This is a genomic window from Mycobacterium sp. KBS0706 (genome assembly GCF_005938675.2).
Lineage (GTDB): Bacteria > Pseudomonadota > Alphaproteobacteria > DSM-16000 > Inquilinaceae > Inquilinus.
This window is the reverse complement of record NZ_VCCH02000051.1, coordinates 1-15,879: the sequence shown is the minus strand read 5'-3', so window position 1 is coordinate 15,879 and position 15,879 is coordinate 1. Positions and strand designations below refer to the sequence as shown.

15 protein-coding genes are annotated in these 15,879 nt (G+C 71.4%); 4 read left to right on the top strand and 11 right to left on the bottom strand.

Annotation, left to right across the window (positions count from 1 at the left end; all coding sequences use genetic code 11):
- The 10 genes from FFK22_RS24850 to FFK22_RS24805 all read right to left on the bottom strand — a co-directional run bounded on the left by FFK22_RS24850 (position 1) and on the right by FFK22_RS24805 (position 12,105).
- Complete coding sequence (locus tag FFK22_RS24850; RefSeq protein WP_138888723.1) at positions 1 to 585, bottom strand: amino acid synthesis family protein; 585 nt, start codon at positions 583 to 585, stop codon at positions 1 to 3.
- Positions 582 to 1,166, bottom strand: coding sequence for an amino acid synthesis family protein (locus FFK22_RS24845; protein ID WP_138888722.1), 585 nt, complete (start codon positions 1,164 to 1,166; stop codon positions 582 to 584). The genes FFK22_RS24850 and FFK22_RS24845 overlap by 4 nt, the downstream gene beginning before the upstream one ends.
- On the bottom strand, positions 1,159 to 2,046 hold the full coding sequence (locus FFK22_RS24840; RefSeq protein ID WP_138888721.1) for a UPF0280 family protein: 888 nt from the start codon (positions 2,044 to 2,046) through the stop codon (positions 1,159 to 1,161). Before FFK22_RS24840 ends, FFK22_RS24845 begins: the two co-directional genes overlap by 8 nt.
- An 8-nt stretch (positions 2,047 to 2,054) precedes the next feature.
- Positions 2,055 to 3,542, bottom strand: a complete 1,488-nt coding sequence (locus FFK22_RS24835) for a 6-hydroxynicotinate reductase (RefSeq protein WP_138888720.1) — start codon at positions 3,540 to 3,542, stop codon at positions 2,055 to 2,057.
- A 1-nt stretch (position 3,543) separates the two neighbouring features.
- Entirely contained in the window at positions 3,544 to 6,303 is a 2,760-nt protein-coding gene (locus tag FFK22_RS24830) for a molybdopterin cofactor-binding domain-containing protein (protein ID WP_138888719.1), read from the bottom strand.
- Between the two features lies 1 nt (position 6,304).
- On the bottom strand, positions 6,305 to 7,153 hold the full coding sequence (locus FFK22_RS24825) for a xanthine dehydrogenase family protein subunit M (protein ID WP_138888718.1): 849 nt from the start codon (positions 7,151 to 7,153) through the stop codon (positions 6,305 to 6,307).
- A 117-nt stretch (positions 7,154 to 7,270) separates the two neighbouring features.
- A complete protein-coding gene (locus FFK22_RS24820; RefSeq protein ID WP_138888717.1) occupies positions 7,271 to 7,483 on the bottom strand; it encodes a hypothetical protein in 213 nt (70 codons plus the stop codon).
- Positions 7,484 to 7,683: 200 nt separating this feature from the next.
- On the bottom strand, positions 7,684 to 10,032 hold the full coding sequence (locus FFK22_RS24815; protein WP_138888716.1) for a penicillin acylase family protein: 2,349 nt from the start codon (positions 10,030 to 10,032) through the stop codon (positions 7,684 to 7,686).
- Positions 10,033 to 10,047: 15 nt separating this feature from the next.
- Positions 10,048 to 11,160, bottom strand: coding sequence for an NADH:flavin oxidoreductase/NADH oxidase (locus FFK22_RS24810; RefSeq protein ID WP_138888715.1), 1,113 nt, complete (start codon positions 11,158 to 11,160; stop codon positions 10,048 to 10,050).
- 252 nt (positions 11,161 to 11,412) lie between these two features.
- Positions 11,413 to 12,105 (bottom strand): TetR/AcrR family transcriptional regulator, encoded by a 693-nt coding sequence (locus tag FFK22_RS24805; protein WP_221938829.1) that lies wholly within the window; start codon positions 12,103 to 12,105, stop codon positions 11,413 to 11,415.
- A gap of 154 nt (positions 12,106 to 12,259) precedes the next feature.
- Here FFK22_RS24805 and FFK22_RS24800 point away from each other — a divergent pair, with 154 nt between their 5' ends.
- The gene (locus FFK22_RS24800) at positions 12,260 to 13,462 is read left to right on the top strand and encodes a multidrug effflux MFS transporter (protein ID WP_138888714.1); all 1,203 of its coding nucleotides are present in this window, start codon (positions 12,260 to 12,262) and stop codon (positions 13,460 to 13,462) included.
- Positions 13,463 to 13,585: 123 nt separating this feature from the next.
- Positions 13,586 to 13,948: an SPW repeat protein gene (locus FFK22_RS24795; RefSeq protein WP_138888713.1), complete on the top strand. Its 363-nt coding sequence runs from the start codon at positions 13,586 to 13,588 to the stop codon at positions 13,946 to 13,948.
- Between the two features lie 56 nt (positions 13,949 to 14,004).
- Here FFK22_RS24795 and FFK22_RS24790 read toward each other — a convergent pair whose 3' ends face one another.
- Positions 14,005 to 14,745 carry an SDR family NAD(P)-dependent oxidoreductase gene (locus FFK22_RS24790; protein WP_138888712.1) on the bottom strand — a complete coding sequence of 247 codons (741 nt, stop codon included), beginning with the start codon at positions 14,743 to 14,745 and terminating at the stop codon, positions 14,005 to 14,007.
- 102 nt (positions 14,746 to 14,847) lie between these two features.
- On the opposite strand from FFK22_RS24790, the gene FFK22_RS24785 reads away from it, so the two are divergent.
- Positions 14,848 to 15,465: a TetR/AcrR family transcriptional regulator gene (locus tag FFK22_RS24785; RefSeq protein ID WP_138888711.1), complete on the top strand. Its 618-nt coding sequence runs from the start codon at positions 14,848 to 14,850 to the stop codon at positions 15,463 to 15,465.
- Positions 15,466 to 15,578: 113 nt separating this feature from the next.
- Positions 15,579 to 15,879 (top strand): winged helix DNA-binding protein (locus FFK22_RS24780; protein ID WP_143956869.1); only part of this gene is annotated, 301 nt, incomplete at its 3' end.

Here is a 15,879-nt window from a genome sequence, read left to right as displayed (position 1 = left end):
TCAGCGGAGGCCGTCCTCCCCCTCGATCTGGTCCTTGGTTAGCCCGCCGACCCGGGGCAGGGGGCGGCCGCTGTCGGTCACCGCCACCGCGACCACGATCTCGCCGGCCCGCGGCGCATCGGCGATGCGCACCTCCATGCCGTCGAAATGGCTGCGGACATAGGCGGCGTCCTTGTGGCCCAGCGGGATGTCCAGCGCCACGCCGGGGCCGCCGCGCTTCTTCGAGGACGGGATCAGCGCCGCGCCCTTGCCCAGCACCTTGCGGACAGGGGTGCCCAGCTTCGGGTGCAGGATGGCGGCGGCATGCTCCAGCTCGCCATTCTCGCCCACCGCCGCGGCTTTGCCGTAGCTTTCCGCCGCCGGCCCGTCGATGCCCAGCGCCGCCACCGCCTTCGCGGCCAGCAGCGCGCCCAGTTCCTCGCCGATCTCGAACAGCTCGGTCAGATTCTCGGCATAGCGGCCGGCGAAGGGGTTCTCGATCACCGCCACGGCGGCGGCGCGGCGGGTCGGCGGGGTGACCGGCCGGCCCATCTCGGTCACCGTCTCCTCGACCACGGTGACGATCTTGCGGATCTTCGCGCTCATCGCAGGCCGTCCTCGCCCTTGATCTCGCTGGCCTTCAGCCCGCCGACGCGGGCGTGGATGCGGGCGCCGGTGGTCATCACCAGCACCAGCGCGATCTCATCCGCCTTCGGGCCGTCCGGCACGCCGACCTCCATCGCGTCGAAATGGCTGCGGACATAGGAGGCGTCGATATGGGTCACCGGCACGTCCAGCCGCGCGCCAGGCCCGCCGACCTTCTTGGCCGAGGGCACGATCGCCTTGGCACCGCCCAGCGCCTCGCGCATGGCATAGCCGCCGGGGACATGCCACAGCGCGCCATGTTCCAGCTCGCCGGCGGCGCCGACGATGGCGCCCTTGCCGTAGCCTTCGATGCCCTTGGGATCGCCGCCCAGCGCCTGAATCAGCTGCTGCGCCATGGCTAGGCCCAGCGGCTTCAGATCGTCCATGAAGCCCGCGATCTCCTCGACATAGCGGCCGGCGAAGGGGTTGCGGATCACGGCGATGATCGCGCCGCGCCGCAGCGGCGTCGCGGCCGGCGGCCCGCCCTCGTGGAAGATCTCCTCGACGGTGACCAGGCGCTTGCGGATCTCGACCTCAGGCATGGATCAGGCTCTTTGCTTGCGAAGGGGTTGGCGGGCTGCCCAGCGCCACCGTCCGCGTCTCGCCGGCCAGATGCAAGGCGGCGGCGCGGATCAGGCCGCGGGCAATCAGGGTGTCGGCCATGGCCGCGCCGGCCTCGAGGGCGCCGTGGATCTCGGCCGGATGCAGCGGGCCGACGCCGCGGGTCACCGGGCGGTCGCCCAGGTCGCTGTCGGGCTGCAGCTCGCGGGCGGGGACGCGCTCAATTGCGGGATGGCCGGGTAGGTCGATGGCATTGGCCACCACCGTGGCGGCGGCATCGGCATCGGCGGCGCTGGCGGCCAGGATGGTGACGGCATCGGCGATGCCGAGCGAGAAGCTGCGGCCGCGCCAACCGCTGGTGGCGATGCCGCGGATCCCGTCTTCGGCCGCCAGCACCGTGGTGCCGAACAAGCTGGGCTTGTCCGGCCGGTCGACGAGACCGATCGTAAAGCGTTCTCCCGCCGCCAAGTGCAGGGCGATGTCGCCACCATTGTTGACATAGGCGCGGGCCAAAGGCGCCGCCGCGACCATCGCCGCCAGCACCGCTTCGGCCACCGCGCCGGCCACCGCCGCCATCGGGGTGATGAAGCTGTCGGCGGCGTAGGGTGCCACCGCGTCATGCATGCGGCGGGCGACCGGGCCTGTCAGTGGGCAGGAATCCGGCCGGGCCGGGGCTCGGAGCAGCGCCAGCTCGTCGCACAGCTCGTCCAAGAGACCGGTGAAGCGCCGCGCCGCCGCCTGATAGGCCGCTTGTACCGTCTCCATCGTCCCGCTGGCCTCGACGACCAGGTCGATCGGCCCGTCCTGCAGATGCAGGCGCCGCCCGTCGGGCAGCAGCGCGATCTGCGGCAGGCGGGCCACCGGCGGCCTCAGCCGTGCGAGCGCTTCGCGCCTTCCGGCGCGAAGGGCCAGGGGTTGTCGCGATGGCCCGGCACCTGCCGCCGCGCCATGTCGACGCCGAGTGAGGAGAGGGGGCGGACATGGTCCATATGCCCCTCCAGAGCCTCGTAGTCCGACAGGCGCAGGGTGAACTCGATCGGCGCCACCAGGGCCGGGGTGGGGACATAGCCGAAGGCGTTCTCCGGCACCCGCGTGACGTCGACCATGAAGGTGATCCCCCCGCCGGGCCAGACATAGACCGGGGCGCCGCCGCAGGTGACATAGGTCAGCGCCTGCTTCACCGAGCGGGTCAGCCGCACCGGATTCTCGGTGACGCCGGAGCGCAGCGAGCCGCCGGCGCCGCCCATGAACAGCACGGTGCACAGCGCCGGCTCGCAATTCTCCTCGATCCGCGCGATCGACTGCTGCAGCGCCGCCGGCAGCTCCTGCTGCACCGGCTTCAGTTCGTCGTCCAGCACGTAATAGGCGAAATGCTCGCCGGTGGTGCTGACCATCAGCATGCTCAGGCCGGGCCGCGCCACCTTCGGGTTGAACGGGCCCAGGATCGACAGCGGGTCGGAGATGTCGGTGCCGCCCCAGCCGGTGCCGGGCTGCGCCACCTGGAAGTAGCGGCCGGGGGTGGAGCGGCGGCCCTTCATGTGGATGCCGGTGTCGGGGATGCCCAGCAGCTTGCCGGCCTGGTGCTCCGACAGAACGCCGGTGATGTGGTCGTCCACCACCACCACCTCGTCGACCTTGCCGTGCCACTGCTTGGCGAACATGCCGATGGTGGCGGAGCCGCAGCCGACCCGCATCCGCTCCTCGGCCGCGCCGTTGACGATCGGCGGCCGGCCGGCCTGCACGATCACGGTGGCGCCGTCATCGATGGTCAGCTCGACCGCGCGGCCGTTGCTCAGCTCCAGCAGCGTGTCGCAGGTGACCCGGCCTTCCTTCTTGCTGCCGCCGGTCAGATGGTGCACGCCGCCCAGCGACAGCATCTGCGACCCGTACTCGCCGGTGGTGACATGGCCGACCGGCTCGCCCTGGGCCCGCACCAGGCTGCGCTCCGGCCCCAGATGGCGGTCGGTGTCGATCTTCACCTTGACGCCGCAATAGCTGAAGATGCCCTCGGTCACCACCGTGACCATGTCGACGCCGTCGACCTCGGCCGAGACGATGAAGGGCGCCGGCTTGTAGTCGGGATAGGTGGTGCCGGCGCCGATCGCGGTGACGAAGGTCTCCGGCCCGCGCACCAGCTTGCCGTCCCAGTCGCCGCCGCCGCGGTTGAACGGCACGACGCTGCCGCCCTGCTGCAGGGTGCGGTCCAGCACCACATGCGGGTCGACCCGGACCAGGATGCCGTCATGATTGGCGTAGCGGTCGCAGGCCCCGGCGGCGCCGGGCTTGATGTAGCACATCACCGGGCAGGCATCGCAGCGGATGCGGCCGTCTTCCGTCTTCTCGGCGGGCTGGGACATGTCAGTCTCGATTCTGCCGCGACGCCAGGATCGCGGCGCGGATTCGGTCCGGCGTCGCCGGCACCCGGCGGATGCGCACGCCGGTGGCGTCGTGGATGGCGTTCAGGATGGCGGGGGCGGTCGGGATCAGCGCCTGCTCGCCGATGCCCTTGGCGCCGAAGGGCCCGACCGGGGCGGCGTCCTCGATCAGGATCGATTCCACCGGCGGCATGTCGCCGGCCGACGGGATCAGATAGTCGTGCAGATTCTCGCCGCGGCCGGGATGGAACTCCTCCATCAGCGCCAAGCCGAGGCCCTGGGCGGCACCGCCCTCGATCTGGCCCTCGACCAGGGTCGGGTTGATCGCCCGGCCGACATCATGCGCCGCGGTGATCCTGAGCACCCGGACGGTGCCGAGTTCGGTATCGACCTCGACCTCGGCCATGTGGGCGCCGAAGCCGTAGACGGCGTAGGGCACACCCTGGCCGTCCGCGTCCAGCGGGCTGGTCGGCGGGTCGAAGGTGGCCTCGGCGGCCAGGACATAGCCGCGCTCGTCCTGCGGCAGTGCGGCCGGGTCGAGGCTGCGGGCATGCTCGCCCTCGGTCACCGTCACCCGGCCGTCGGCGAAGGCGATGGCGGCGCCTTCGCCGGCATTGGCCAGGCGCAGCAAGGCGCGGCGCAGGTCACGGCCCGCCAGCTCCGCCGCCTTGCCGGTGACGAAGGTCTGGCGCGAGGCCGAGGTCTTGCCGCAGTCCGGCGTCAGGTCGGTGTCGGCCGAGACCAGGTCGAAGCGGTCGATCGGCGCGCCCAGCGCGTCGGCGCAGATCTGGGTGACGACGGTGTTGGAGCCCTGGCCGATATCGACCGCGCCCTGGTGCAGCGCGATCCGCCCGTCCGGCTTCAGCCCGACGCGGATGGTCGACGGGTTGGGCAGCGAGGTGTTGCCGCAGCCATACCACATGCCGGCGACGCCGGCGCCGCGGCGCAGCGGGCCGGTGGCAGCCCGGTTGAAGGCAGCGGCCTCGTCCCGCGCGCGGCGCCAATGCGGCCGCAGCGATTCCAGGCAGGCGCGGATGCCGGTGCCCTCGCCCAGCACCTGGCCGGTCACGGTCGGCTGGTCGGGGCGCAGGGCGTTGGCGATGCGGAATTCCAGCCGGTCGAGCCCCAGCCGGTCGGCCAGCTCGTCATACAGCTGCTCCTGCGCCACCCCGGCCTGGGGCACGCCGAAGCCGCGGAAGGCGCCGGCCGGCACCAGATGGGTGTGCACGGCGCGGGTCAGGGCCCGGTAGTGCGGCACGTAATAGGGGCCGGAGGCGTGCACTGGCACCCGGTTGGCCACGGTCGGGCCCCAGGAGGAATAAGCGCCGGTGTTGAAGTCGCCGGCGAAATCCATCGCCACGAGCTTGCCGTCGCGCGCAGCCCCGACCCGGACGCGCATCCGCGACGGGTGGCGCTTGGTCGTGGTCATGATCGACTCGGGGCGGGAATAGACCATCCGCACCGGCCGCCTCAGGTGCCAGGCCGCGATCGCGACGAAGGGCTGCAGCGACAGGTCGAGCTTCGAGCCGAAGCCGCCGCCGACCGCGGTCGGGATGATGCGCACCGCCTCCGGCGCGATGCCAAGGATCTTCGCGACGTCGTCGCGGTCCATATAGGGCGCCTGGGTGCAGGCCTGGATCTCGATCCGGTCGCCGACCCGGCGGCCGAAGCCGGCCTCCGGCTCGATATAGGCGTGCTCGACGAAGCCGGTCTCGAACTCGCCCTCGACCACGACATCCGCCGCCTGCAGCGCCGCCTCGGCATCGCCGCGCACGACGCGGCCGCGCACCAGGATGTTGCCGGCGCGGTCGGCATGGACCAGGTCGGCGCCCGGCGCCAGCGCGGCGTCGATGGTGGTGTGGGCCGGCAGCGTCTCCCAGGTGACCGGGAAATCCGACAGGTCGAGCGATTCGATCGCCCAGCTCTCGCCGACCACCGCCGCCACCGCCTCGCCGCGGAACCGGGCCTCTCCCTCGGCGAAGGCCGGCTGGTCGGCGAAGGGGCCGATCACGCCGAAGCGGTTCTCGCCCGGCACATCCTTCGCCGTGAACACGCGGACGATGCCGGGATGGGCGGCGACGAAGCCGTCGAGGTCGCCGAAGGCGAAGCGCGCACGGTGATGCGGGCTGCGGATGGCGCGCAGCGACAGGGCGCCGGATGGGGTCTCGTCGGCGCCGAACACGTCGCGGCCCTCGACCTTGCGGCGGCCGTCCAGCCGGTCGATCCGGGCGCCGACGGCATGGCCGGCGGGCGGCCCCTCAGCCGGAACAGGCTCGGCGCGGGCGTCCAGGATGGCGGCGACGATCTTGCGATAGCCGGTGCAGCGGCACAGCACGCCGCCGATCGCGTCCATCACCTCGGCCTCGCCCGGCTCCGGCGTCCGGTCCAAGAGGGCGGCGGCGGCCACCAGCATGCCGGGGGTGCAGATGCCGCACTGGGCGGCGCCGTGGCGCAGGAAGGCGGATTGCAGCCGGGAGGCCGTGGGCGACTGCGCCGGCAGCCCCTCGATGGTGGTGACCCGGCGGCCTTCGACCTGGCCGGCGGCGACCAGGCAGCCGCAGACCGGGGCGTCGTCCAGCAGCACGGTGCAGGCGCCGCAATCGCCGGCGTCGCAGCCGACCTTGGTGCCGGTCAGGCCCAGATCGTCGCGCAACAGGCGGGTCAGCCGGCCGGCGGGGTCGGCCGGCACCTGCACCGGGCGGCCGTTCAGGGTGAAGCCGAGTACGGGGCGGGCATCCAGCATCTCAGATCTCCGCCGCGGCGCCGAGGGCGCAGGTATCGAGCGCGCGGCGCACCAGGGTCAGGGCCGCATCCAGGCGGTAGGCGGCGCTGGCGCGGACATCGTCGATCGGCGACAGCGGCGCCAGATGCTCCGGCCGGGCCAGCGCGCCGAGGCCGGGCTGAACGGGGGCACCAACGAGCGCCTGCTCCAGCGCCGACAGCCTTTGGGCGACGGCGGAGCAGGACCCGACCGCTATCCGAGCCTGGGCGACCCGTCCGTCGGCGCCGGCCTCGACCACCGCCGCCACCATGGCGATCGAGATCACCAGATAGCGACGGGCGCCCAGCTTGAGGAATGTGGAGGCACCGGCATCGATCGTCCGTGGCACGGTGACGGCCGTAACGATCTCGTCGTCGCGCCGGGCGGTGCGGCGGTTGCCGGCGATGAAGTCGGACAGCGGCAGGGTGCGGGTGCCGGCGCAGGAGCGCAACTCCACCGCGGCGTCCAGCGCCAGCAGCGGCGGCACGCCGTCGGCGGCGGGGGAGGCGTTACACAGGTTGCCGGCGATGGTGCCCAGGTTCTGGATCTGGATCGAGCCGACCTCGCGGGCCGCGGCCTTCAGCGCGTCGAAGCACCGCGGCAGCGGCGTCGCGATGATGCTGCTCCAGCTGGTGCGGGCACCGATGCGGATGCGGTCGTCGCCGAGGACGATGCCGTCCAGTTCCGCCAGCCGCGAGATGTCGATGATCGGCCCGGCCAGCGGCCGGTCTCCCGCCGCCGGAAAGATGTCCGTTCCGCCCGCCAGGATGCGGCCGCCCGGCGCCGAAAGCGCCGCCACCGCCTCATCCAGCGTGCCTGGCCGGAGGTACATAGGGGAACTCCCTGGCCTGATCCTGTTCCGACGACCCGCCGTTCTCCGGCGGATATTTCGTTCGTATACAAACGATCTTCATCCGCGCCGGCAAGGCTGTCAAGGCGGGATCGGCAATCAGGGACTGGGCGGATTAAGGCCGTCTTTGCGAGCCGGATCGGATGAGCCGCCGTCAGGGGTGTTTGCCCACATTTCGTCGAAGACACTCTTCGGCAAGGGACGACCTGCTTTTTCGCTGAGGCTGACACCATGTTTCCGGCGCAGGCGATCAGCTGTCTGCACCGGCGTTTCGGCTTTGTCAGGGCACTCGGTCGCCTTCTTGGTAGCCATGCCGATAGCCTCCGCAATGTCGACGGCCTTCAGTCTTCTTTACACCAACTCGCTAAAGTATCGACTCGTCATGGCGAGCCCCGAAGGGGCGTGGCCATCCAGCGACACCGGCCTGGATGGCCACGCCGGCTTCGCTGGCTCGCCATGACGATGAAGGGACCAGAGGGCTGATCTCAAGGCTGTTGGCATTCCACCAATCGTCAGTGCGAAGACTGCGGCACCAGCCTGATCCGCAGCTCCGCCGCCTCTTCCACGGCCGCGCGGCTGTACAGCAGCGGCACCTGCTCGCCGCAGGCCCAGAGCGGGGCGAGGTCGCGGTAGTGCGGGGAGCGCGGGTCGCCGGACTGGCCGGGCGCGTTGATGCAGGTGCTGCGGTCCCAGTCGCCGACATCCATGACGATGCGGACCGAGGCGCCATGGGTGACCCGGAAGTCGTCCGGGCGATAGGCGGCGTGCATGACGGTGGAGCCGCTGCCGCTCTTCGGCAGCGGCCCGACGTCGAATTCGCCGCGGCGGTTGGGTGCCACGGCGCTGGCCGGATGTTCGAAATAGCCATGGTGCAGGTCGCCCCAGCGCCAGGCCGACGCATCGCTGCCCAGGCGATGGGTCGCGTCCCGCACAGCCTCGGCGAGGGTCTCCAACAACAGCGCGTCACGGACGCCCATGGGATCGTCGCCGAAGCGCGCATCCGGAGCCTCCAGCGCCGCCAGGATGCCGGCGACGTCGCCCGGCGCCAGCAGCCGGCGGATCGCCGGGTCGGGCACCAGACGGGCGAACAGCGCCGGCTTCAGGTGCTTCGTCCACCACAGCTCGAACAGCGCCGCGGCGGCGGAGCCGGCGTCGAGCCGGGTGTCCCAGTTGCGCAGTAGCCCCAGGCCGCGCCTGGCGTCCGCGTCCCGCGCTTCGAGCGGCGCCAGCAGGCGCTGCATCCGACGTGCCGGCACCGACAGCGTGTCGGCCTGCAGCGCCTGGGAGTCGGCCAGGCTGTGGTGGTGCTGGCCGGCCAGGACCTCGCGGATGCGCACGGCCCGGCTGTCCTCCAGCCATTCGAAGCCGACCGGCCGGTCGTCATGCGGCCAGTCCGGCGGCAGGTTCAGCTCGTTGGCGGTGGCGACGAAGCCTCCGGGAGGGTTCACCAGCGCCGGCATCAGCACCGGGTCCATCATGCCGTCCCATTCATGGCTGCCGTCGCCCGGCACCGGCGCCAGGCCGCGCCAGTTCGGCCGCCGCGGCACGTGGCCCGCCGGCAGCCAGGCGATGGTGCCGGCGGTGTCGGCATAGACCTGGTTCACCGAGGGCGTGCCCCAGCGCCGCATCGCCGCCCGGAACTCGTCCAAGCTGCGGCTGCGCATACCGGACAGGCTGGCGAGATAGGCGGCCGAGCCCGGCTCGAACCACACCGACCGCACCGCCACCGCGCTGCGCCGCGCCGGATCGGCATGGACCACCGGTCCGTGCCGGGTGAAGCGCAGGGTCCGCGCCTGCTCCGGCGCGCCCTTGACCGCGAACCGCTCCTCCACCGTCCGCATCCGCTCCCAGCCATCGCCATAGCGATAGGCGTCGGGATCGTCCGGCTTCGTCTCGTAGAGATACACATCCTCCTGGTCGGCGCCGAAGATGGTCAGGCTGAAGGCGGCGGTTCCGTTGTGGCCCATCATGATGCCGGGCACGCTCGGCTCGCCGGCGCCGATGGCGTCGAAGCCCGGCGCGGTCAGGTGGACCAGGTAGCGCAGCGACGGCACGGCATGGGTGCGGTGCGGGTCGGTGGCCAGGATCGGCCGGCCGGTCGCGGTGCGGCTGCCATCCACCGCCCAGTTGTTGGATCCCTCGAACTCCTGCGCCCGCAGCACCTCGCCGAGATCGGTGGCCACCCGCCACAGCGGCGCCTCGTCCAGCGTCGCTGCCAGCCGCTCGGGCGGGAAGGTCACCGGCGCCATGGCCAGGCGGAACAGCTTCAGCGCGTCCGGCGGCACCGCCTCGGGGTCGAAGCCCGGCAGCGGCCCGACCTCGACCGGCGGCTCGACCGTCTTGCGCAGCCGGTCGGTGGCGGCGTCGGCCCTCGCCAGGACATGGGCGCGGGCCAGCTCCGACAGCGCGTTGCGGGTCAGGCCGTGGCTGCGGATGCGGACCACATCCTCCGGCTGCCAGCGCGCCGGCCGGGTGCCGAACAGCCGGAACTCCTGCGGCAACCGGTCCGGCTCGCGCTCGGTCAGCCCGACATAGGCGTTGATGCCGGCGGCGAAGCGGGTGCAGATCGACTTCGCATCTTCGGCATAAGAGGCCCATTCTGCCGCCGTGTCGCCGCGATACAGGAAGTGCCGGCTGGCGATGTCCTGTGCCAGATATCCGGGGCCGAAATCGGCGGCCAGCAGGCCCAGGCCGCGCTTGCGCCACAGGTCGATCTGCCACAGCCGGTCGCGGGCGGCGTTGAAGCCCTGCAGGAGGAACAGGTCGTCCAGGCTGGACGCGGTCAGATGCGGGATGCCCCAGCGGTCGACCAGGATCTCGGCCGGGGCGGTCAGGCCCGGAACGGCGATGGTGTCAGTCATTCCGGGCCTCTCTGCTTATTCCGCGGCCTGCAGCAGCTTGCGGCCGGGCCAGGTCTTGACGCCGGCGCGAGCGTATTGCGGCGGCAGGGTCAACTCGGCGCCGAGCACCTCGGCGGCATGCCAGCCCCAGCGCGGGTCGTCCAGCACGGCGCGGGCCAGCGCCACCTGGTCGGCGTCGCCGCGGGCGACGATGCCCTCGGCCTGGTGCGGGTCGACGATCAGCCCGACGGCGCGGGTGATCAAGCCGCTCCGCTGCCGGATCTCGCGGGCCAACGGCACCTGGTAGCCGGGGCCGGTCGGGATGCGGGCCTGGGCGGCGTTGCCGCCGGAGCTGGCGCAGATGAAGTCGAAGCCGAGGGCCTTCAGCTCGGCGGCCAGCACCGCGGCCTCCTCGACGCCGAACCCGCCCTCGACCCATTCCGAGGCGCTGACCCGGACGCCCAGCGCGATGCCGGCCGGCACCGCGTCGCGGACCGCGCGCGCCACCGCCAGCGGGAAAGCACGCCGGCGTTCGGCATCGCCGCCCCAACGGTCGTCGCGCTGGTTCGACAGCGGCGACAGGAAGCTATGCAGCAGATAGCCATGGGCCATGTGCAGCTCGATGGCGTCGAAGCCCAGCCGCACGGCGCGGTGGGCCGCGGCGACGAAGGCGGCCTTCACCCGCTCCAGCCCGGCCTCGTCCAGCGCTTCGGGCGTGTGCCAGCCGGAATCGAAGGGCAGGGCGGAGGGGCCGACGGTCGGCCAGGGATCCTGGCCGGACTCCAGGGCACGGCCGCCCTCCCAGGGCCGCTGGGCCGAGGCCTTGCGGCCGGCATGGGCCAGCTGGATGCCGAAGCGGGTGCCGGGCAGGGCGACGGCGCGGGCTGCGGCCAGGGCACGGGCGATCGACCGCTCATTGGCGTCGGAATAGAGGCCGAGGCAACCATGGGTGATGCGGCCGCGGCGCTCGATGCCGGTCGCCTCCACCACCACCAGCGCGGCGCCGGACATGGCGAGGGTCATCCAATGCTGGATGTGCCAATCGGTGGCGCTGCCGTCATCGGCGGAATACTGGCACATCGGTGCCACCACGATCCGGTTGGGCAGCGAGACCGGGCCGAGGGCGAGAAGGGAGAACAGGGCGGACATGAGTGATCGCTCGATCGGTTACGGGGCGCGAACGTCGACGGCGTCAGACTGGATGTTATGTCAGATCTTTCGATCCGCACCAGCCATCGGCGCAGGGCAGATCCGACCGGACGTGGGTTCTCGCACCGACCTCCTCGTCATGGCGAGGAGGCGAAGCCGACGTGGCCATCCAGGGGGCGGTGCGAGCGGCCCTGGATGGCCACGCCCCTTTTCGGGGCTCGCCATGACGGGGCCTCGCTTCGGCAAGAAATATCAATTGGGGCGGGCCCGCTGCGCCGGGGTGGGTGGCGGCGGGGCGGCCGGGCCGAAGGCGCGCAGGAAGGTGCGCACGGCATTGGCGACGCCAACGTCGATCTCCGCCTCCGCCGGCTTGGTGCCGAGCATGTGGGAGATGTGGAAATCGGCATGGATCAGGGCCAGGAACTGGCGCGCGGCCAGGTCCGGGTCCTCGATCCGCAGATATCCCGCGTGGGCCAGCCTGGCGAAGCGGGCGGCGATCGCGGCCCAGGCGGTGCCGGGCCCGTGCTCGCGCCAGGCGGCGAACAGCGCCGGATAGCGCTCGCCCTCCGACTGGATCAGCTTGCGCAGCGCGCCGCCGTCGCGGTTGTACAGGCAGTTGCGCACCAGCCGGCCGGCGAAGGCGGCCATCTCCGCCTCCAGGTCGCGGGGCCGGTCTGGGAAGGTGGTCAGGGTCGAGAACAGGCCGGCATTGCAGCGCTCGGTCATCTCCCGCACCACGGCGACGAACAGCGCCTCCTTGTCGCCGTGATGGTTGTAGATGGTCTGGCGCGACACGCCCGCCTCGGCCGCGATCAGGTCGATGCTGGCGCCGGCGAATCCGTCGCGGCAGAACACGGCGGCAGCCGCGTCCAGCACCGAGGCGTGCTTGGCGACCTGGCCGCGCCGGGGCGGCATCGGCCGTCCGATCTGTTCCGACTCCTGCATCGCCCCATCCTAAGGGGGCTTGACGATTTGGACAATACTGTCCAAAGTTTTGGACAGAGAGTCGCAGCGATCGCCCGCAGAGGCGGCGCGCGTCTCGCTCTCATCATCCGCCCGGACCATCCCTGTCCGCCGGCCTTCATCCGGAAGACCGCTCATGTCCTCGTCGCTGCTGCGCTACGCGATCGTGCTCGGCCTGCTCACCGCCATGGGGCCGTTCGCGATCGACATGTATCTGCCGGCGCTGCCGGAGATCGGCCGCAGCCTCGGGGCTGGGACCGAGGCGGTGCAGGCCAGCCTGATGGCCTTCTTCATCTCGCTCGGCGTCGGTCAGCTGGTGTTCGGGCCGCTCTCCGACATGTTCGGGCGCAAGCTGCCGCTCTATGTGGGTCTCGCGGTGTTCCTGGCCGGCAGCATCGGCTGCGTCTTCGCCCCGGATATCGAGACGCTGATCGCCTTCCGCTTCGTGCAGGGGCTCGGCGCCTGCGCCGGCATGGTGATCCCGCGCGCCGTGGTGCGCGACCTGCACACCGGCACCGAGGCGGCGCGGCTGATGTCGCTGCTGATGCTGGTGTTCAGCGTCTCGCCGATCCTGGCGCCCTTGGCCGGCAGCTTCGTGATCGAGGCGGCGGGCTGGCGCGGCGTGTTCTGGGTCGTGACGGTCCTGGCTGCGCTCGGCATCCTGCTGCTGGCGCTGTGCCTCTCCGAGACCCGGCCGCGGCACCACCGGGTCGAGAGCAGCATCGCCGGCGCCCTGTCGGCCTACCGCTCGCTGCTGACCGACCGGCAGTTCCTGGGCCTGACCTTCATCGGCGCCTTCGGCATCGCCAGCTTCTTCGCCTATCTCGCCAACTCGTCCTTCGTGCTGATCGAGCATTATGGCCTGTCGCCGCGGCTCTACAGCGTGTTCTTCTCGATCAACGCCGTGTCCTTCATCGGCGTGTCGCAATGCACCGCCTGGCTGGCCGCGCGCTTCGGCTTCGGCCGGATCGTCCGGGTCGCCGTCACTGGCTACGCCGCCGCCATGGTGGTGCTGCTGGCCGTCACTTTGGCCGGGGTCGACCAACTGGCCGTGCTGGCTGGGCTGCTGTTCGTCGGCTACGGCTTCCTCGGCCTCGTCATCCCGACCACCTCGGTGCTGGCGCTGGAGGATCACGGCGCCGTCGCCGGCACCGCCTCGGCCCTGATGGGCACGCTGCAATTCGTCACCGGCGCCGTGGTGATCGCGGTCGTGGGCCCGTTCTTCGACGGCACCTCGCTGCCGATGGTGGCGGGCATCACCGCCTGCGCCGTCATCGCCTTCGTGCTGGCCCAGGCGACGCTGGGACGGAAGCGGCCGGTCGAGGTGCCGGCGGAATAGCCGGGGCGGCCTCAACTTGCCGACTCCTTGAAATTCGGGGCGAACGAAACCAGATCATTGAGGACTCCGCGCTGTTGCGCGAAGCGTTGTGGCTGGGTTGATCTTCACGAGTGGAGGTTGGTCATGGCTGCTGCAACGACGGAAGACAGGAAGCCGCAGGACTGGGCCAATCTGGTCTTGGCAGTTGTCCTGTTCATATCTCCCTGGGTGATCGGCTTCGTGGGCGAGACCATGCCCACCTGGAACGCGTGGATCGTGGCCGTGCTGATCGGCCTGCTCGCGATCGCGACGCTCTCGGCCTTCGCCGAATGGGAGGAATGGGTGAACCTGGTGCTCGGCGTCTGGCTGATCATCGCCCCCTGGGCGCTCGGCTTCGCCGCCAGCATGAACGCCATGTGGACCCATGTGGTCCTCGGCGTGCTGGCGGTGGCCCTGTCGGCCTGGGCGCTGTGGGACTGGCGTCACACCCCGCATGCCCACGCCTGAGGCATGAAGCCATAGCCTGTGAGGCCCGCTGCCTCGCGGCGGCGGGCCTTTTTTCGTCAGGCGTTGATGCCGCCATCCACCGCGATCGATGCGCCGGTCACCCAGCGCCCGCCTTCGCCGGCCAGATGGGCGACCATGGCGGCGACATCCGCAGCCTCGCCGTAGTGGCCGAGGGCGATGCCCTGGCGCTGCCCGTCCGCGCCGGGCCCGTCGGCCGGGTTCATGTCGGTGTCGGTCGGGCCGGGATGGATGATGTTGGAGGTGATGCCGCGCGGGCCGAGATCCCGCGCCAGGCCGCGGGTCAGCCCGGTCAGCGCCGCCTTGGTCATGACGTAGAGCGTCGTGTTCGGCCCGCCGGCGTAGTCGGCGAGGCAGGAGCCGATCGAGATGATCCGCCCGCCGTGGCCCATATGCCGGGCCGCCGCCTGCGCCGCCAGGAAGCTGGAGCGGACATGGATCGCCAGGACGCGGTCCAGCTCATCCTCGCCGACCTCCTCGAACGGGCCGTAGGGGAAGACCCCGGCATTGTTGACCAGGATGTCGATGCGGCCGAGCTCGGCCACAGTCCGCTCCACCGCCGCCTGCACCGCCTTGCCGTCCGTGGCGTCGGCGGCGATCGCCAGGCCGCGCCGGCCGAGGGCCTCGATCCGCCCGACCACCGCCTGCGCCTTGTCGGGCGAGGCGGAGTAGGTCAGCGCCACATCGGCGCCGTCCTGCGCCAGCCGCTCCGCGATCGCGGCGCCGATGCCGCGGCTGCCGCCGGTGACCAGCGCGACCTTCCCGGACAATCCGGACATGGGGGGAACTCCATTTATGTGTTGATCGATACATAATTCGTATCCCGCTTGCCGGCATCTGTTGACTGAATTATGTATTGAACATCACAGAAAGGAATTGCGATGGCCGAACGGGGCCGCCCCCGCAGCTTCGATCGGGCCGCCGCGCTGCGCCGGGCGATGGAGGTGTTCTGGGCGCGCGGCTATGACGGCGCTTCGATGGCCGACCTGACCGCTGCGATGGGCATCAACTCGCCCAGCCTCTACGCCGCCTTCGGCTGCAAGGAGGCGCTGTTCCGCGAGGCGCTCGAGCTCTACGAGACGGGCGAGGGCGGCTCGGCCTCCCGCTCGCTGGAGGAGGGGCCTACGGCGCGCGTCGGCATCGAGGCGATGCTGCGCGAGAACGCCGCCGCCTACACCGCGCCGGACCGGCCGCCCGGCTGCATGATCGTGCTGGCGTCGGCCGTCGGCATCCCGGCCAGCCCGGAGGTGCGCGACTATCTGCAGGCGGCCGGGCGGCGGTCGGTGGCGCAGATCAAGACGCGGTTGGACCGCGGCGTGGTCGAGGGCGACGTGCCGCAGGCGGCCGACACCGGCGCCATCGCCGCCTATTTCGCCACCGTGCTGAACGGCCTGACCATCCAGGCCCGCAACGGCGTCGGCTGCCCGGCGCTGCAGGCCGTGATCGACAGCGCTATGGCCGGCTGGGACGCGCTGACGACGCCGCGCCCGGTTGCCTGACGCAGGCTCACGCGGCTCTCGGCTTCGGCCGGTTTCGTCACCGATCCGCGATTGACAGGACGTCGACGATATGTCGACAATTTGTCTTCAAATAAACTCCGGGCAGGGACGGCATGACGCGAGACGGAACGACGGGGGCCGCCCCCGCCGGCAAGGACCGCAAGCCGCGCGGCGTCGGCGCCGTCGTGTCCTCGGCCCATCTCGCCGCCGGTGCCTCGCCGGCCCTGTCTGAGCTCGAATTCGGCCTGATCCTGGCCTCCCATGCCTTCTCGCGCTGGATGGTCCGCTGCATGGCGGCGGCCGGCGTGCCCGGGCTGTCGGCGATCGAGGTGCTGATCCTGCATTCGGTGCGGCACCGCGACCGGGCCAAGACCCTGGCCGATCTCTGCCTCGTCCTCGACATCCAGGACACCC